Source organism: Caulobacter sp. Root1455, assembly GCF_001426905.1.
Taxonomy (GTDB): domain Bacteria; phylum Pseudomonadota; class Alphaproteobacteria; order Caulobacterales; family Caulobacteraceae; genus Caulobacter.
Genome location: NZ_LMFQ01000025.1, coordinates 112,624 through 128,737 on the forward strand (window position 1 = coordinate 112,624; position 16,114 = coordinate 128,737).

At 68.8% G+C, this 16,114-nt stretch carries 11 protein-coding genes; 7 read left to right on the forward strand and 4 right to left on the reverse strand.

Annotation, left to right across the window (positions count from 1 at the left end; genetic code table 11):
• Nucleotides 1-19: 19 nt before the first annotated feature.
• Together ASD21_RS21730 and ASD21_RS21735 are read left to right on the forward strand one after the other, a co-directional pair.
• Nucleotides 20-1,741 carry a tetratricopeptide repeat protein gene (locus ASD21_RS21730; RefSeq protein WP_056446517.1) on the forward strand — a complete coding sequence of 574 codons (1,722 nt, stop codon included), beginning with the start codon at nucleotides 20-22 and terminating at the stop codon, nucleotides 1,739-1,741.
• Between the two features lie 42 nt (nucleotides 1,742-1,783).
• Entirely contained in the window at nucleotides 1,784-2,671 is an 888-nt protein-coding gene (locus ASD21_RS21735) for a 4-(cytidine 5'-diphospho)-2-C-methyl-D-erythritol kinase (RefSeq protein WP_056446520.1), read from the forward strand.
• A 75-nt stretch (nucleotides 2,672-2,746) separates the two neighbouring features.
• Here ASD21_RS21735 and ASD21_RS21740 read toward each other — a convergent pair whose 3' ends face one another.
• Together ASD21_RS21740 and ASD21_RS21745 are read right to left on the reverse strand one after the other, a co-directional pair.
• Nucleotides 2,747-4,282: an ammonium transporter gene (locus ASD21_RS21740; RefSeq protein ID WP_056446523.1), complete on the reverse strand. Its 1,536-nt coding sequence runs from the start codon at nucleotides 4,280-4,282 to the stop codon at nucleotides 2,747-2,749.
• Between the two features lie 28 nt (nucleotides 4,283-4,310).
• The gene (locus tag ASD21_RS21745) at nucleotides 4,311-4,649 is read right to left on the reverse strand and encodes a P-II family nitrogen regulator (protein ID WP_007665036.1); all 339 of its coding nucleotides are present in this window, start codon (nucleotides 4,647-4,649) and stop codon (nucleotides 4,311-4,313) included.
• 323 nt (nucleotides 4,650-4,972) lie between these two features.
• Here ASD21_RS21745 and ASD21_RS21750 point away from each other — a divergent pair, with 323 nt between their 5' ends.
• From ASD21_RS21750 to glyS, 4 genes are all read left to right on the forward strand, one after another.
• Complete coding sequence (locus tag ASD21_RS21750) at nucleotides 4,973-5,323, forward strand: DMT family protein (protein ID WP_056446815.1); 351 nt, start codon at nucleotides 4,973-4,975, stop codon at nucleotides 5,321-5,323.
• A gap of 85 nt (nucleotides 5,324-5,408) precedes the next feature.
• On the forward strand, nucleotides 5,409-5,795 hold the full coding sequence (locus tag ASD21_RS21755) for a hypothetical protein (protein ID WP_056446528.1): 387 nt from the start codon (nucleotides 5,409-5,411) through the stop codon (nucleotides 5,793-5,795).
• Nucleotides 5,796-5,891: 96 nt separating this feature from the next.
• Complete coding sequence (locus ASD21_RS21760; protein ID WP_056446530.1) at nucleotides 5,892-6,791, forward strand: glycine--tRNA ligase subunit alpha; 900 nt, start codon at nucleotides 5,892-5,894, stop codon at nucleotides 6,789-6,791.
• A gap of 5 nt (nucleotides 6,792-6,796) precedes the next feature.
• Entirely contained in the window at nucleotides 6,797-9,091 is a 2,295-nt protein-coding gene (glyS, locus tag ASD21_RS21765) for a glycine--tRNA ligase subunit beta (protein ID WP_056446533.1), read from the forward strand.
• A gap of 52 nt (nucleotides 9,092-9,143) precedes the next feature.
• Here the strand turns inward: glyS and ASD21_RS21770 are convergent, their stop codons facing one another.
• The gene (locus ASD21_RS21770) at nucleotides 9,144-11,120 is read right to left on the reverse strand and encodes an ATP-binding protein (RefSeq protein ID WP_056446536.1); all 1,977 of its coding nucleotides are present in this window, start codon (nucleotides 11,118-11,120) and stop codon (nucleotides 9,144-9,146) included.
• Nucleotides 11,121-11,210: 90 nt separating this feature from the next.
• Complete coding sequence (locus tag ASD21_RS21775) at nucleotides 11,211-12,854, reverse strand: flavin-containing monooxygenase (protein ID WP_082554904.1); 1,644 nt, start codon at nucleotides 12,852-12,854, stop codon at nucleotides 11,211-11,213.
• Nucleotides 12,855-13,278: 424 nt separating this feature from the next.
• On the opposite strand from ASD21_RS21775, the gene ppdK reads away from it, so the two are divergent.
• Nucleotides 13,279-15,966: a pyruvate, phosphate dikinase gene (gene ppdK / locus ASD21_RS21780; RefSeq protein WP_056446540.1), complete on the forward strand. Its 2,688-nt coding sequence runs from the start codon at nucleotides 13,279-13,281 to the stop codon at nucleotides 15,964-15,966.
• The last annotated feature ends 148 nt before the right edge of the window (nucleotides 15,967-16,114 follow it).

Here is a 16,114-nt window from a genome sequence, read left to right on the forward strand (position 1 = left end):
AACCGATGAGGGTGCGGACATGACGCGTATCAAGCTTCTCCTCGCCCTTCTCTCGGCCTCGACCCTGACCGCCTGCGCCGCCGCCGCGCCCGGGCCGGACCTGCGGGGCCAGTTCGCCGTGGGATCCGCCTGGGGCTCGAACCGATCGGCCTATGGCCAGTTCCTGGCCGGGCAGGCGGCGTTGCTGAACGGCTCGAACGCCCAGGCGGCGACCTATTTCGACGAGGCCCGCCAGCTGGACGAGGATCCGGGGGTGCTGGCCGACCGCGCCTTCACCGCGGCCCTGCTGGCGGGCGACGTGCAGCGCGCCGCCGCCATCGCCCCGCGCGGCGCCGACGCCAACGAGCAGGTTCGCCGGCTGGGCGTCCTGACCCGGGTGGTCGACCTGATGGCCAGCGGCAAGGGCCGCGACGCCCAGACGCTGCTGAAGACCGAGACCCTGGGCTTCCCCCACCGTCCCGCCGCCGTGTTGCTGGCCCCGTGGCTGGCCGCCGCGGCGGGCGACAACGCCGACGCGGTGACGCGTCCGGAGCTGCAGGGCGACCGGTTCGTGCAGTTTTTCGGCCAGCTGAGCCAGGCGCGGCTCTACGAGCGCGCCAAGCGCTATGACGAGGCCGAGACCGACTACAAGGCGCTGATGGCGATCGAGAACGCCCGGGGCCTGTTCGTCGAGGACTACGGCGCGTTCCTGGAGCGCCGCAAGCGTCAGGCCGACGCCGTGGCGCTGTATGACGCGGCCCTGGCCCGCGATCCGGACGATCAGGGCCTGCGGATGGCCCGGGACCGGGCCGCGGCGCGCGGTCCGGCGCCGGCCCTGCCGACCGACAAGCAGGGCGCCGCCCACATGCTGGTCGCCTGCGCCGCCACCTTCGCCAGCGAGCGCCAGAGCCAGTTCGGCCTGGCCTATCTGCGCCTGGCCCTACGGCTGGATCCCAAGCGCGACGACGCCTGGCTGCTGGTCGGCGATCTGCTGGCCCAGGACGACGACACCGCCGGAGCCCGCGAGGCCTACGCCAAGGTGGCGCCGACCTCGGCCCGCTATGTCGCGGCCCAGTCCAAGCTGGCCTGGAGCTACCAGACCGGCGGCGACAAGGAAAAGGCCGTCGCCCTGGCCCAGCAGGCCGCCGTCGCCGCGCCCAAGGACCGAGACGCGCAGATCACCTATGCCGACCTGCTGCGGGCCAACGAGCGCTGGGCCGAGTCGGCCGCCGCCCTGGATCCGCTGATCGCCGGCGAGGGCGACAAGCCCGACTGGCGTCTGCTCTACATGCGCGGCGTGGCCCTGGAGCGGGCCGGCCGCTGGACCGACGCCGAGCGCGACCTGCTGACGGCGATCAAGCTCAGCCCGGACGAACCCGACCTGCTGAACTATCTCGGCTATTCGTGGATCGATCGCGGGGTGCACCTGCCCGAGGCCATCGCCATGGTCCAGAAGGCGGTCGACGCCCGGCCGCTGTCGGGCGCCATGCTCGACTCCCTGGGCTGGGGCTACTACCGCCAGGGCGACTACCAGACCGCCGTGACCAAGCTGGAGCAGGCCGTCGAGCTGGAGCCGGGCGATCCGGACGTCAACGGCCACCTGGGCGACGCCTATTGGCGCATCGGACGCCAGATCGAGGCGCGCTACCAGTGGCAGCGGGTGCTCAGCCTGGAGCCGGACGCCAAGCAGAAGGCCGAGGCCGAGGCCAAGCTCAAGAACGGCCTGGGCGGTCCGCCGGCCAAGATGGCCTCCAGCCAGTAGCCTGACGACTTTAGACGTTTCCAGACGCTTCAAGGGCACGCCATGCGCCTCGACGCCTTCGCCCCGGCCAAGGTCAACCTGTTCCTGCACGTCGGCGGCCCCGACGCGGCCGGCTATCATCCGATCTCCAGCCTGATGCTGTTCGCCGACGTCGGCGACCGGGTCAGCCTGCAGGCGGCCGACGCGTTGAGCTTCGAGGCGACGGGCCGGTTCGGCGGCGAGATCCCGCTGGGCGACGACAATCTGGTGGTGCGGGCCGCCAACGCCCTGCGCGCGCGCCTGGGCGGACCGCTGCCGCCCTTCCGCCTGATCCTCGACAAGGCCCTGCCGATCGCCGCCGGCCTGGGCGGGGGCTCCAGCGACGCCGGAGCGGCGCTGCGGTTGCTGCGCGAGGCCCTGGCGCCCGACCTGTCAGACGTCGACCTGGAGGCCGTGGCCGGGAGCCTCGGCGCCGACGGCGCGGCCTGTCTTTGGGGCGCGCCGGTCATGGCGGAGGGGCGGGGCGAGCGCCTGTCGCCGGCGCCGGCCCTGCCGGAGCTGCACGCCGTGCTGGTCAATCCGCTGGTCCCGTCGCCGACCGGCGCGGTCTATCGGGCCTATGACGCGGCCGTCGCGCCGGAGGGCGAGGCGCCGCCGCCGCTGCTGGACGGCCTGGAAAGCGTCGAGGAGGTCTGCGCCTGGCTGGCCGGCTTCACCCGCAACGATCTGCAGGCCCCGGCCGTGGCCCTGGAGCCGCGCATCGGCCAGGTGCTGGAGCTGCTGGCCGACGAGCCCGAGACCCTGCTGGCCCGGATGTCCGGCTCGGGCGCCACGTGCTTTGCCCTGTGCGCGGGCGACATCGAGGCCGAGGGCCTGGCCGAACGCCTCGAGCAGATGCGGCCCGACTGGTGGGTCCGGCGCTGCCGGCTGGGCGGGCCGTTCGCGGGGTAGCCCCAAAAGAAAAGCGCGGAAGCCGAAGCTTCCGCGCCCTCCCGATCCGAACCTTGGACCGTGCCTTCCCCAGCCTTAGCTGTGGTAAGCGCGTTCGCCGTGTTCGGAGATGTCCAGACCTTCTTCCTCGGCGTCCGGCGTCGCGCGGAGACCGATGACCAGCTTGATCACGAAGAAGACGATGATCGAGGCGATGGCCGACCACGCGATGGTCAGGCAGACGCCCTTGGCCTGGATGATCAACTGGCCGATCGGCGTGTAGGTGGCCAGCGCGTCGCAGGTCGAGATGTCGCCGTCCTTGGCGCAGGTGGTGTAGTCGACGATGCCGGCGCCGCCCCAGGCGGGGTTGACCAGCAGGCCGGTGGCCAGGGCGCCGACGATGCCGCCGATGCCGTGGATGCCGAAGGCGTCCAGGCTGTCATCGTACTTCAGCGCGTTCTTCACGACCGAGCAGAAGAAGATGCAGACCGGCGAGACGACCAGACCCAGGATCACCGCGCCCATCGGGCCGGCGAAACCGGCGGCGGGGGTGACGGCCACCAGGCCGGCGACCACGCCCGAAGCCAGGCCCAGGGCCGACGGCTTCTTCTTGGTGACCCACTCGACGAGGACCCAGGACAGGCCGGCGGCGGCGGTGGCGACGAAGGTGTTGATCATCGCCAGCGAGGCGTAGCCGTTGGATTCCAGGTTGGAGCCGGCGTTGAAGCCGAACCAGCCCACCCACAGCAGGCCGGCGCCCACCAGGGTCAGGGTCAGCGAGTGCGGCGGCATCGGCTCCTTGCCGTAGCCTTGGCGCTTGCCCAGGATCAGGGCGCCGACCAGGGCGGCGACGCCGGCGTTGATGTGCACCACGGTGCCGCCGGCGAAGTCCAGGCCGCCCCAGGTCCAGATTTGACCGGCCTTGATCGCGGCGGTCGGGGCCAGAGCGATGGCGTCGGGACCGGGCCACCACCAGACCATGTGGGCGAGCGGATAGTAGGACAACAGGGGCCACAGGACGGCGAAGGCGACGATGGCGGCGAACTTCATGCGCTCGACCAGCGAACCGATGACCAGGGCGGCGGTGATGGCCGCGAAGGTCGCCTGGAACGAGATGAAGGTCAGTTCAGGGATCACCACGCCGGTCGAGAACGTCGCGACGTTGCTGGCCGGGGTCACGCCCTTGAGGAACAGCCGGCTGAGTCCGCCGACGAACAGGTCCCAGCTGCCGCCGTCGGTGAAGGCGAGGCTGTAGCCCCACAGCACCCAGGCGACGAAGCCGATGATGGCCACGGTCGAGACCTGCATCATCACCGACAGCATGTTCTTGGAGCGGACCAGGCCGCCGTAGAACAGGGCCAGGCCCGGCAGGATCATCAGCAGAACCAGGACGGTCGAGGTGAGCATCCAGGCGTTGTCGCCCTTGTCGTTCTTGTCGACGATGGCGGCGGGCGCGGCCTCGGCGGGAGCCGGGGCGGCGGCGACCGGAGCGGCGGGAGCCGGCGCGGCCTCGGCGGGCGCGGCGGCGGCCGGCGCGGCCGTGTCCTGAGCGAAGGCGACGGCGCCCAGCGGAGCCCCCGCCAGAGTCGCCGCGAGCATCAGCCCGGCCAGCGGTTTAAAGTGCAGTTTCATCGTTGGTATCCCCTTATTCCCCGACGAATTACAGAGCGGCCGGGCCGGTTTCGCCGGTCCGGATGCGAACGGCTTCCTCGACATTGAGGACGAAGATCTTGCCGTCGCCGATCTTGCCCGTGGCGGCGGCGGCCTTGACCGCCTCGACGGCCTTGGCGGCCGACGCATCGTCGACCACGGCTTCCAGCTTCACCTTCGGCACGAAATTCACTTGGTATTCCGCGCCGCGATAGATTTCGGTCTGGCCCTTCTGACGGCCGTAGCCCTTGACCTCGGACACCGTCAGGCCTTCGACCCCCGCGGCGACGAGCGCCTCGCGGACCTCGTCGAGCTTGAAGGGTTTGACGATCGCTATGATCAGTTTCATCCGCCTTGCTCCGACCCGCTGACTGCGCGGGCTCCCCTTGAATTGGTTTTAGAGCGCGTTGCTCACTCGCACCGCGACGCGGACCCATGGGCCCTCATCGTTTCCCCGGCGCTGTTCACGCTATCGGTCGCGCTTCGGACATGGCTGTCGCGCGGTAGGGATTTGGAAACGAAAGGGGCGCGGCGCCTAAAATTTGGGCGTCAATGGCCGGACGCGCTCGGAAAGGCGGCGTTTCGCGGTTCGAAGAGGCGGGCTGGCCCGGCCTGTCGCGAACCGCATACAATCACCGGCTCACGCGCCGCGATCTGGAGTCTCCGCCGCCCATGCCTTCCGTCTGGATCAAGATCGCGCCCTGGGGCCTGCTGATCGCCTCGAACGTCTTCATGACCTTCGCCTGGTACGGCCACCTGAAGAATCGCTCGACGACGATGCTGCTGGCCATTTTCACCAGCTGGCTGATCGCCTTGCCGGAATACATGCTGGCCGTGCCCGCCAACCGCCTGGGCCACGGCGTCTATTCGACCGCCCAGCTGAAGACGGGCCAGGAGGCGATCACCCTGATCGTCTTCACGCTGTTTTCGGTTTTCTACCTGGGCGAGGCGATCAGTTGGAAGACGCTGGTCGGGTTCGGGGTCATCTTCGTGGGCGTGGCGATCGTGATGTTCGCCAAGTAAAACGTTCACGAACCCGTGATCCTGGCAACGGACTCAAGGTCTGGACGCTGATGTGGCTGCGTTTCTTCCCAGAAGGATGAGCCCCATGTTTGTGCGTATCGCTACCGCCGCCGCCGCCCTGGCGCTGATGTCCGGCGCGGCCATGGCCCAGTCGACGGCTCCCGGCGCCCCCGTGAACCCGGACCCGACCGCCGCCGCCCCGGCCGACCAGACCATGCCCGCCGACCCGGCGACCGCCACCACGACGCCGGCCGACCCGACGGCCGCGACCACCATGCCGGCCCCGACCGGCGCGGCGACCGACACCGCCGGCCGCGTCTCGTCGATGCCCGCCGAGCAGCAGTCGACCTTGAAGGCCGGCGACCCCAACGTCGTCTCCAATCCGCCGATCGCCGACACCCCGGAAAACCGCAAGCTCTACGGCGCCCCGATGTCGAACGCCGGCAAGCGCACCGCCGCCAAGGGCAACTAAGCCTTTCCAGCGGTCCGCGAGGTCCAACTAAGCTTGAAGCGTCAGTCGGCGGGCCCTATGGTCCGCCGACTTTTTTCTGGCCCTGTTCGGACCCTGATGCCCGCCCCAAAACCCAAGTCGTTTCAAAGCCTGATCCTGACGCTCCATGACTATTGGAGCGCCCAGGGCTGCGTGATCCTGCAGCCGCACGACGTCGAGGTGGGGGCGGGGACCCTGCACCCGGCCACGGTGCTGCGCGCCCTGGGTCCCAAGCCCTGGAACGCGGCCTATGTGCAGCCCTCGCGCCGTCCGGGCGACGGCCGCTATGGCGAGAACCCCAACCGCCTGCAGCACTACTACCAGTACCAGGTGATCCTGAAGCCGAACCCGCCGAACATGCAGGACCTGTATCTGGGTTCGCTGGAGGCCATCGGCCTGGACCTGCGCACCCACGACATCCGCTTCGTCGAGGACGACTGGGAAAACCCCACCGTCGGCGCCTGGGGCCTGGGCTGGGAAGTCTGGTGCGACGGCATGGAGGTCAGCCAGTACACCTACTTCCAGCAGGTGGGCGGCCTGGACGTCTCGCCGGTGGCCGGCGAGCTGACCTACGGCCTGGAGCGCCTGGCCATGTACGTGTTCGGCGTCGACAACGTGTTCGACCTGCCGTTCAACGATCCGGACGCGCCGCTGGGCCATCTGACCTATGGCGACGTGTTCCTCGAGAACGAACGCCAGCACTCGGAAGCCAATTTCCACGGCTACGACGTAGCCGTGCTGAAGGGCCAGTTCGAGGACATGGAGCGCCAGGTGCCGCTGATGCTGGCCCGCTCGTACCAGGGCAAGTCCCTGGTGCTGCCCGCCTACGACATGGTCCTCAAGGCCAGCCACCTTTTCAACCTGATGAACGCCCGCGGCGCGATCGCCGTCGCCGAGCGCGCCAGCTACATCGGCCGCATCCGCGACCTCTGCAAGCTGTGCGCCAGCGCCTGGGTCGAGCAGCAGGAAGCCGCGTAGAGTCGATGCCTCAACTCCTTCTCGAACTGTTCTCCGAAGAGATCCCGGCCCGCATGCAGGCCGGCGCCGCGCGCGACCTGGAGCGCATGGCGCGCGAACACCTGGCCGCCGCCGGCTTCCTGCCCGAGGCCTTGAAGACCTTCGCCGGTCCGCGCCGCCTGACCCTGGTGGTCGAGGGCCTGCCGATCGCCCAGGCCGACCGCAAGGAAGAGCTGAAGGGCCCGCGCGTCGGCGCCCCGCCCCAGGCCATGGAAGGCTTCCTGCGCAAGGCGGGCCTGACCCAGGACCAGCTGGTCGAGCGCGACGGCGTCTGGATGGCCTTCATCGAGAAGACCGGCCGCCCGACCACCGAGATCGTCGCCGAGATGGTCGAGGCGATCGTGCGCGGCTTCGCCTGGCCCAAGTCGATGACCTGGGGCACGAGCAAGCTGCGCTGGGTGCGGCCGCTGAAGCGCATTCTCTGCGTGTTCGACCGCGAGGTCGTGCCGTTCGCCATCGAGGGCATCGAGAGCGGCGACGTCACCGAGGGCCACCGCTTCATGCGCCTCGGCCACGGCTGGGGCGGCCAGCCGTTCAAGGTTCGCGACTTCGACGAGTACAGCAAGGGCCTGCTGGACCACTTCGTCGTGCTGGACGTCGAGGAGCGCAAGGCGCGTATCCTGGAGGGCTGCAAGACCCTGTGCTTCGCCCGCAATCTGGAGCTGGTCGAGGACCTCGGCCTGCTCGAGGAGGTCGCCGGCCTGGCCGAATGGCCGACCCCGGTGCTGGGCGACATGGACCCGGCGTTCCTGGACCTGCCGGGCGAGGTGATCCGCACCTCGATGCGCACCCACCAGAAGTACTTCGCCGTGCGCAAGCCGGACGGGGAGGGCCTGGCCCCGCACTTCATCACGATCGCCAACGTCCAGTCGGCCGACGGCGGCAAGGTGATCGCGCAGGGCAACGCCAAGGTGCTGAGCTCGCGCCTGTCGGACGCCCGGTTCTTCTGGGACGAGGACGTCAAGGTCGGCTTCGAGCCGTGGCTGGAGAAGCTGAACGGCGTGACCTTCCACGCCAAGCTCGGGACCATGGCCGAACGTGTCGAGCGCATCGTCGCCCTGGCTCGCGAAATCGCGCCGCTGGTCGGCGCCGATCCGGACAAGGCGGCCGAAGCCGCGCGTCTGGCCAAGGCGGACCTGGCCTCGCAGATGGTCGGCGAGTTCCCGGAACTGCAGGGCCTGATGGGCGGCTATTACGCCCGCGCCGCCGGGATGGACCCCGAGATCGCCGACGCCATCCGCGACCACTACAAGCCGCAAGGCCCCGGCGACAGCGTTCCGACCGCGCCGCTGAGCGTGGCGGTGGCTCTGGCGGACAAGCTGGACACGCTGGTGGGCTTCTTCGCGATTGATGAGAAGCCGACGGGCTCGAAGGACCCGTTCGCGCTGCGTCGGGCGGCGTTGGGGGTTATCCGGATACTGCTGGAAAATAACGTCCGTGGCGGTGTGACATCCGACCTCTTATTCCCGTGGCACGAATGGCAAATCACGACTGAAATCGAAAAACTTCGTGCCGAGATGTTCGCGAAGTTTGATGACCTTGAGGCCGCAGCCTCGCTTCATGAAGACATCAAGGCGATGGCTCGCGCCAATCGTCGCGATTTCTCTTCCGTCTTCAAATTGCTCGGGGATGTTGAGCCTGAAAAGGTTGCAGTCGCGGCCCCCGCGTCGGTGTCTGAAGCAATTGAATCCTTCCTCAGCCGCCAATCAGGTGTGCTTTGGCAAGCGAGCGTTTGGCTCTCTAAAAGTGTTCTCGACTTCTTCGTTGATCGCTTGAAAGTGACACTCAAAGATCAGGGCAAACGTTCGGACCTCGTCGACGCCGTGTTCGCGCTCGGCGACGACGACCTGGTGCGCATCGTCGCCCGGGTCGAGGCGCTGGACGGGTTCCTGAAGACCGACGACGGCAAGAACCTGCTGGCCGGCTACAAGCGCGCCTCCAACATCCTCAAGGCCGAGGAGAAGAAGGGCTGGAAAGCCGAGGGCGGTCGCGAGATCCTGCCCGACGCCTCGGCCCCGGAAGTGCAGCTGCACGACGCCCTGCGGATGATCGAAAAGCCGCTGGCGTCCGCCCTGGAAGCCGAGGACTTCACCGCCGCCATGCAGGAACTGGCCGGCCTGCGCGGCCCGGTCGACGCCTTCCTGGACGGCGTGTTCGTCAACTCCGAGGTCGCCGCTGAGCGCGACAACCGCCTGAAAACCCTGGCCGCCGTCCGGGACGCGATGGGTCAAGTGGCCGACTTCTCGCTGGTCGGCGGGTAGGGGCGCTTCCTTCACCCTCTCCCTCTGGGAGAGGGTGTTTTCGTGCTGTCTCCTAAGCCTCGACCAGTTCCAGCGCCTGGTTGATCGCCGCGAACAGGCTGTGGATGCTGATCGGCTTGGCCAGATGCAGGTCGGCGCCGGACGCTAGGCAGGCCTGGACCTGATGGGGCATGGCGTTGGCGGTCAGGGAGATGATCGGCGTGCGCGCCAGTCCCTGGTCGCGTTCGCGGGCGCGGATCGCGGCGGTGGCGGCCAAGCCGTCCATCACCGGCATCTGCGTGTCCATCAGGATCAGGTCGAACGGCTGCTCGGCGAAGGCGGTCAGGGCCGCCTGGCCGTCGGCGGCGATGGTCAGGTCCGCGGCGTCGCCCAGCATCAGATCGACGACCTTCTGATTGGTCGGATGGTCCTCGGCCAGCAGGACCCGCAGGCGGCGCTCGATCTGCGGCTGGGCCGCGGTCGGTTCCGGATTCGGCTTGCAGGCGCAGGCCTCGTCGCCTTCGCAGGCGCCCAGGATCGCCTGGAAGGTGAAGGTGGCTCCGTGCCCGGGTTGGGCCGCGCAGGCGATGTCGCCGTTCATCAGCCGCGCCAGGCGCCGGGCGATCGACAGGCCCAGGCCCGAGCCGCCGGCCTGGCGGGTCACCGAGCCGTCGGCCTGCTGGAAGCGTTCGAACAACTGATCGCTGCTGGCCGGATCGAAACCCTCGCCGCTGTCCTGGACCGAGACGCTCAGCGCCACGCCGCCGCCGGGCGCGGCGGTCGTCGTGGCGTGGATATGCACGCCGCCGGCGTTGGTGAACTTGACGGCGTTGCTGGTCAGGTTGGCGACGATCTGGCGGATGCGCAGGGCGTCGCCCACCACCTGGTCGTGGAAGCCGTCGGCGAAGCCCAGCTGGAAGCCGAGGTCCTTGTCGCGGGCGACCGCCTCGAAAACCGCCGCCGCGGCCGTCACCGCCTCGCGCAGGTTCATCGGCTCCACGACCAGCTCCAGCGCGCCGGACTCGATCTTCGACAGGTCGAGGATGTCGCTGAGCAGAAGGTTCAGGGTCCGGCCCGAACTGAGGATGACCGACATCATCTCGCGCTGCCGCGGGGTGAGGCTGCTGCGGCTGAGCACCTCGGCCATGCCGATCACCCCGTTCAGCGGCGTGCGGATCTCGTGGCTTATATTGGCCAGGAACTCGCTCTTGGCGACACTGGCCGCTTCGGCCCGCTGCAGGGCCGCGTCCAGGGCGGCCGCGCTCAGCTTGCGCTCGGTGATGTCTTCGCAGATCGCCAGCAGATGGCGGCGGCCATCCTCGCCGGAAATTGCGATTTTGCGGGTCTGCAGCCAGCGCCGGCCGTTGTGCGGGGTGTCGAGCGGCTCTTCGGGGATCGTCCGCAGTTCGCCGCTCGCCAGCACCTCGCGGTCATGGGCGACGAAGAAGTCGGCCTGGTCGGCGGGAAAGAAATCGTAGTCCGAGCGGCCCAGAAGCGCCTCGCGCGGCGCGCCCAGAACCTCCTCGGCGGTCCGATTGACCAGCAGGAACTTGCCGGTCTCGCCGTCCTTGACGAACAGCATGGCCGGGACGTTCTCGATCACGGTGTCCAGGAAGGTCTGGGGCGGCGCCGAGCGTTCCGACGCGCTGGCCGGCTCGAGGCTGACGCAGCTGGTGACCCGGCCGCCCGACACCGTGCGGCGCGTGGCGAAGCGCAGGCGCTCACCATGCTCCACCCGCTCTTCGCGTACATGCTCCAAGGTCGCGCGGCGATGGATCTGTTCGGCCAGCCAGGCCTCCGGACGCGCGCCCGCGTTCGGATAGCGCCCGGCCGCCAGCCCGGCCCGCAGCAGGGCCTCGAACGTCATGTCCTCGACAACCTCGACGCCCCACCGCGCCCAGAGCTCGGCATAGCGCTGGTTCCAGGCCACGCATCGATCCGCCGGGTCGAACACGGCCAAGCCTTCGGACGCGGTGTCGAAGGCTTCGCGCATCAAGGTGTGGAGGGCCATGGGCGGGGCCGGATCATCGATCATCGTGGAACGGCTCATGCACGAATATGGACAAGCAGCTACGGCCCGACTGCCTTTCCGGACAGACAACATGGGCGTTATGCGACGATATGTCCGGCTCGGCGCCGATCAGGACCCCAGCGCGAACCCCGCATACCCCTCCGCCGCCACCGCGTCGCAGTGCAGCTTATAGCCCTCGCCGACATACGGCATGAACACCCGGGGCTTTCCCGGGATGTTGGCGCCCATGTACCAGGAGGCCGCGCGGGGGAAGAGGGTCTTGTCGGCCTCTTCGTTGACGTGGGCGACCCAGTCTTCCTGGGCGTCGGTGGTCGCTTCCAGCGTCGCGGCGTTGGTGGCCCGCACGTGGGCGATGGCGTCCATGATCCAGTCGACATGCTGCTCGGCCGCGGTCAGCACGTTGGTCAGCACCGACGGGCTGCCCGGGCCGGTGACGGTGAACAGGTTGGGGAAGCCCGCCACCGCCAGGCCCAGATAGGTCTTGGGGCCCTCGGCCCAGGCGTCCTTCAGGCTCAGCCCGCCCCGGCCGCGGATGTCCATGCGCAGCAGGGCGCCGGTCATGGCGTCGAAGCCCAGGGCGCTGACGATCACGTCCACCGGGTAGTCTCGGTCCGTCGTGCGCACCCCCGTAGGGGTGATCGCCGTGATCGGCGTGTCGCGCAGATCGACCAGCTCGACATTGTCGCGATTGAAGGTCTCGTACCAGCCGGTGTCGACGCAGGCCCGCTTGGTCATGATCGGGAAGCTGCGCGGGGTCAGCTTCTCGGCCAGGGCCGGGTCCTTGACGATCCGCGCGATCTTGGCGCGGACGAAGTCGCCGGCCGCTTGGTTGCAGCGTTCGTCGCGCACGATGTTGGGGATCTGCACGGCCGAGATCAGGCCCCAGCCGTTCCACAGCTGCTCGACCAGGGCGTTCAGCTCCTCGTCGGACGGCACATAGTCGGCGGACGGGATGGGCAGGGGCGGCTGGCCGCTGCGCAGCAGCTCGACATAGGCCGGGAAGTTGGCGCGGAACCCGGCCACCTCCTCGTCGCTCAGCGGGGCGTTCAGGGCCGGCAGGCTGTAGTTGGGCGTCCTCTGGAACACGTAGACCTGCTCGGCCTGCTCGGCGATCAGCGGCGTCGACTGGACCGCCGACGAGCCGGTGCCGATCACCGCCACCCGCTTGCCCGTGAAGTCGATCGGCTCATGCGGCCACAGGCCGGTGACGTAGGTCTCGCCCTCGAACGTGTCCGCGCCCGGCAGATCGAAGTCGCGCGGCGCCGACAGGCAGCCGGTGGCCATCACGCAGAACCGCGCGGCGATCTCGTCGCCCCGGTCGGTCTTCACCCGCCAGAGCTTGGCGGCCTCGTCGAAGACCGCCGAGGTCACGCGGGTCTCGAACAGGAATTGGGGCCGAAGATCGAAGCGATCGGCCACGTGCTGGGCGTAGGCCAGGATCTCGGGCTGGGTGGCGTACTTCTCGCTCCACCGCCACTCGGCCTGCAGCTCGTCGGAGAAGGTGTAGGAATAGAGCAGGCTGGGGATGTCGCAGCGGGCGCCGGGATAGCGGTTCCACCACCAGGTGCCGCCGACGTCGCCGGCGGCCTCGATCCCCTGGACGGTCAGTCCGGCCTCGCGCAGCCGATGGACCATGTAGAGCCCGCCGAAGCCGGCCCCGACCACCACCGCGTCCAGCGGCGCGGCGGGCGTCGTGTGAAGGGGCTCGCGAACGGCCGCGCTCGTCCCCGGATGGGTCGTTGCTGGCGCCATGATGTCCTCCCCGGTCTTGTTTTCGCCCCTGCGGGCGGCCGGCGCGTTCAAGATATGAGGGCTGACCTAGGGGCAGTAAATGGGGACGGTTCGCGCGTCATTAGCGCCGCGCCGGTCTTGAAGCGGCCGGCGGGCGAGGGCTGGAGTCAACCCTCGCCAACGCCATTCCGAGACTCAGATGGGTGTTCGTCCCCTCGCTGCTCGCGCAAATCTCAATCAGGACAACGTTGTCATTGGAAGAATTTGCCGAAATTTCGCTGTAGACTGCGAACCGCAAACCGTCGGTGGACGGCTTCTTTGACAAGGTGCTACTGAACGCCCGGATATTGCAGTGCGGGATGGGCGTTTACGCTCCATGTCCCAGGCCAGGACGGTTCCGACAGAGAACCGCCGGCTTTTTCACTATCGCAGGGTGAACAAGAAAATGCCGGTTGATACGCTGACCAAGACGCAGTGGGTCTATTCGTTCGGGGGCGGCGGCGCCGACGGCGACGCCAAGATGAAGAACCTGCTGGGCGGCAAGGGCGCCAATCTCGCCGAGATGTCGTCCCTGGGCCTGCCCGTGCCGCCGGGCTTCACGGTCACCACCGAGGCCTGCGTCCACTACTACGCCAACGGCAAGCAGTACCCGGCCGAGCTGGCCGAACAGGTCAATGCGGGCCTGGCCACGGTCGAGCAGCTGACCGGCAAGAGCTTCGGCGACGTCGCCAACCCGCTGCTGGTCTCGGTGCGCTCGGGCGCCCGGGCCTCGATGCCGGGCATGATGGACACCGTGCTGAACCTGGGCCTGAACGACGAGACCGTCGAAGGCCTGGCCGTGCTCTCGGGCGACCGCCGCTTCGCCTATGACAGCTATCGCCGCTTCATCCAGATGTACTCGAACGTCGTGCTCGACCTGGAGCACCACATGTTCGAGGAGATCCTCGACGACCATAAGGACCGGCTGGACGTCACCGTCGACACGGCCCTGACCGCCGACGACTGGGCCGCGGTGATCAAGGACTACAAGGCCGCCGTCCGCGACGCCCTGGGCAAGCCCTTCCCGCAGGACGCCCAGGAGCAGCTGTGGGGCGCCATCGGCGCGGTGTTCGCTAGCTGGATGAACGACCGGGCCAAGTTCTATCGCCGCATGCACGACATCCCCGAGGCCTGGGGCACCGCCGTCAACATCCAGTCGATGGTGTTCGGCAACATGGGCGAGACCTCGGCGACCGGCGTGGCCTTCACCCGCAACCCCTCGAACGGCGACGGCCGCCTGTACGGCGAGTTCCTGATCAACGCCCAGGGCGAGGACGTGGTGGCCGGCATCCGCACGCCGCAGTCCCTGACCAAGGCCGCCCGCGAGGAGATGGGCGACACGGCCCCCTCGATGGAGGAGGCGATGCCGGAGGTGTTCGGCCAGTTCAAGACCGTGGTCGAGACGCTGGAGCGCCACTACCGCGACATGCAGGACATCGAGTTCACGGTCGAGCAGGGCAAGCTCTACATGCTGCAGACCCGCAGCGGTAAGCGCACCGCCAAGGCCGCCCTGAAGATCGCCGTCGACATGGCCGCCGAGGGCGTGATCAGCCGCGACGAGGCCATCGGCCGCGTCGAGCCGGCCTCGCTGGACCAGCTGCTGCATCCGACCATCGACCCGACCGCCCATCGCGAGCTGATCGCCAAGGGCCTGCCGGCTTCGCCCGGCGCGGCCACCGGCAAGATCGTCTTCGACAGCGACGCCGCCGAAAAGGCCGCCGCCGCCGGCGAGGCCGTGATCCTGGTGCGCGAGGAGACGAGTCCCGAGGACATCCACGGCATGCACGCCGCGCGGGGCATCATCACCGCCCGGGGCGGCATGACCAGCCACGCCGCCGTCGTGGCGCGCGGCATGGGCCGGGCCTGCGTCAGCGGCGCCGGCGACGTGGCCATCTTCCCCAAGGAAGGCCTGTTCCGGGTGCGCGGCCGCGACTACAAGGCCGGCGAAACGATCACCATCGACGGCTCGACCGGCGAGATCCTGGTCGGTTCGCCCAAGATGATCGAGCCCGAGCTGACCGGCGACTTCGCCACCCTGATGGAGTGGGCCGACGCGGCGCGCCGCATGAAGGTCCGCGCCAACGCCGAAACCCCGCTGGACGCCAAGACCGCCCGCGGCTTCGGCGCCGAGGGCATCGGCCTGTGCCGCACCGAGCACATGTTCTTCGACGACACCCGGATCGCCGCCGTGCGCGAGATGATCCTGGCCGACGACGAGGCCGGCCGCCGCGCCGCCCTGGCCAAGATCGCGCCGTTCCAGAAGGCCGACTTCGTCGAGCTGTTCACGATCATGGAAGGCCTGCCGGTCACCATCCGCCTGCTGGACCCGCCGTTGCACGAATTCCTGCCGCATACGGAGGAAGACGTCGCGGCGGTGGCCAAGGCCACCGGCCTGGACGCCCAGAAGCTGATGCGCCGGGCCAAGGAGCTGCACGAGACCAACCCCATGCTCGGCCACCGCGGCTGCCGCCTGGGCGTGTCGTATCCCGAGATCTACGAGATGCAGGTCCGGGCGATCATCGAGGCCGCCTGCGACATCGCCAAGTCGGGCAAGGCCGCGCCGATCCCGGAAATCATGCACCCGCTGGTCGCCAAGGGCGAGGAGATGAAGTACCTGCGCGACCTGACCGACCGCACCGCCAAGGCGGTGCTGGCGGAGCAGGGCGTGGATCTTCAGTACACGGTCGGAACCATGATCGAGCTGCCGCGCGCCGCCCTTCGGGCCGGCGACCTGGCGGCCAACGCCGAGTTCTTCAGCTTCGGCACCAACGACCTGACCCAGACCACCTTCGGCATCAGCCGCGACGACGCCGGCAAGTTCCTGGGCGCCTATATCGACAAGGGCATCTTCGACAAGGACCCCTTCGTCAGCCTCGACCAGGAGGGCGTCGGCGACCTGATCCGCATCGCCGCCGAGCGGGGCCGCGCGGCTCGTCCGGACGTCAAGCTGGGCATCTGCGGCGAGCATGGCGGTGATCCCGCCTCGATCGCGTTCTGCGAGACGGTCGGCCTGGACTACGTGTCCTGCTCGCCCTACCGCGTGCCGATCGCCCGCCTGGCCGCGGCGCAGGCGGCGCTGGCCAACAAGGGGTGATCCTTCAAAGGGGCTCGTTCGCGAGCCCCTTTCTTCGTTCCCGATCATTCCGGCGAAGGCCGGGAGCCGAGCGGTCTTGGCCGATCGGCCACTCCGCGTTACTCCAGGCTCGGCTTGGGTCCCGGCTTCCGTCGGGATGAGCGGAGAA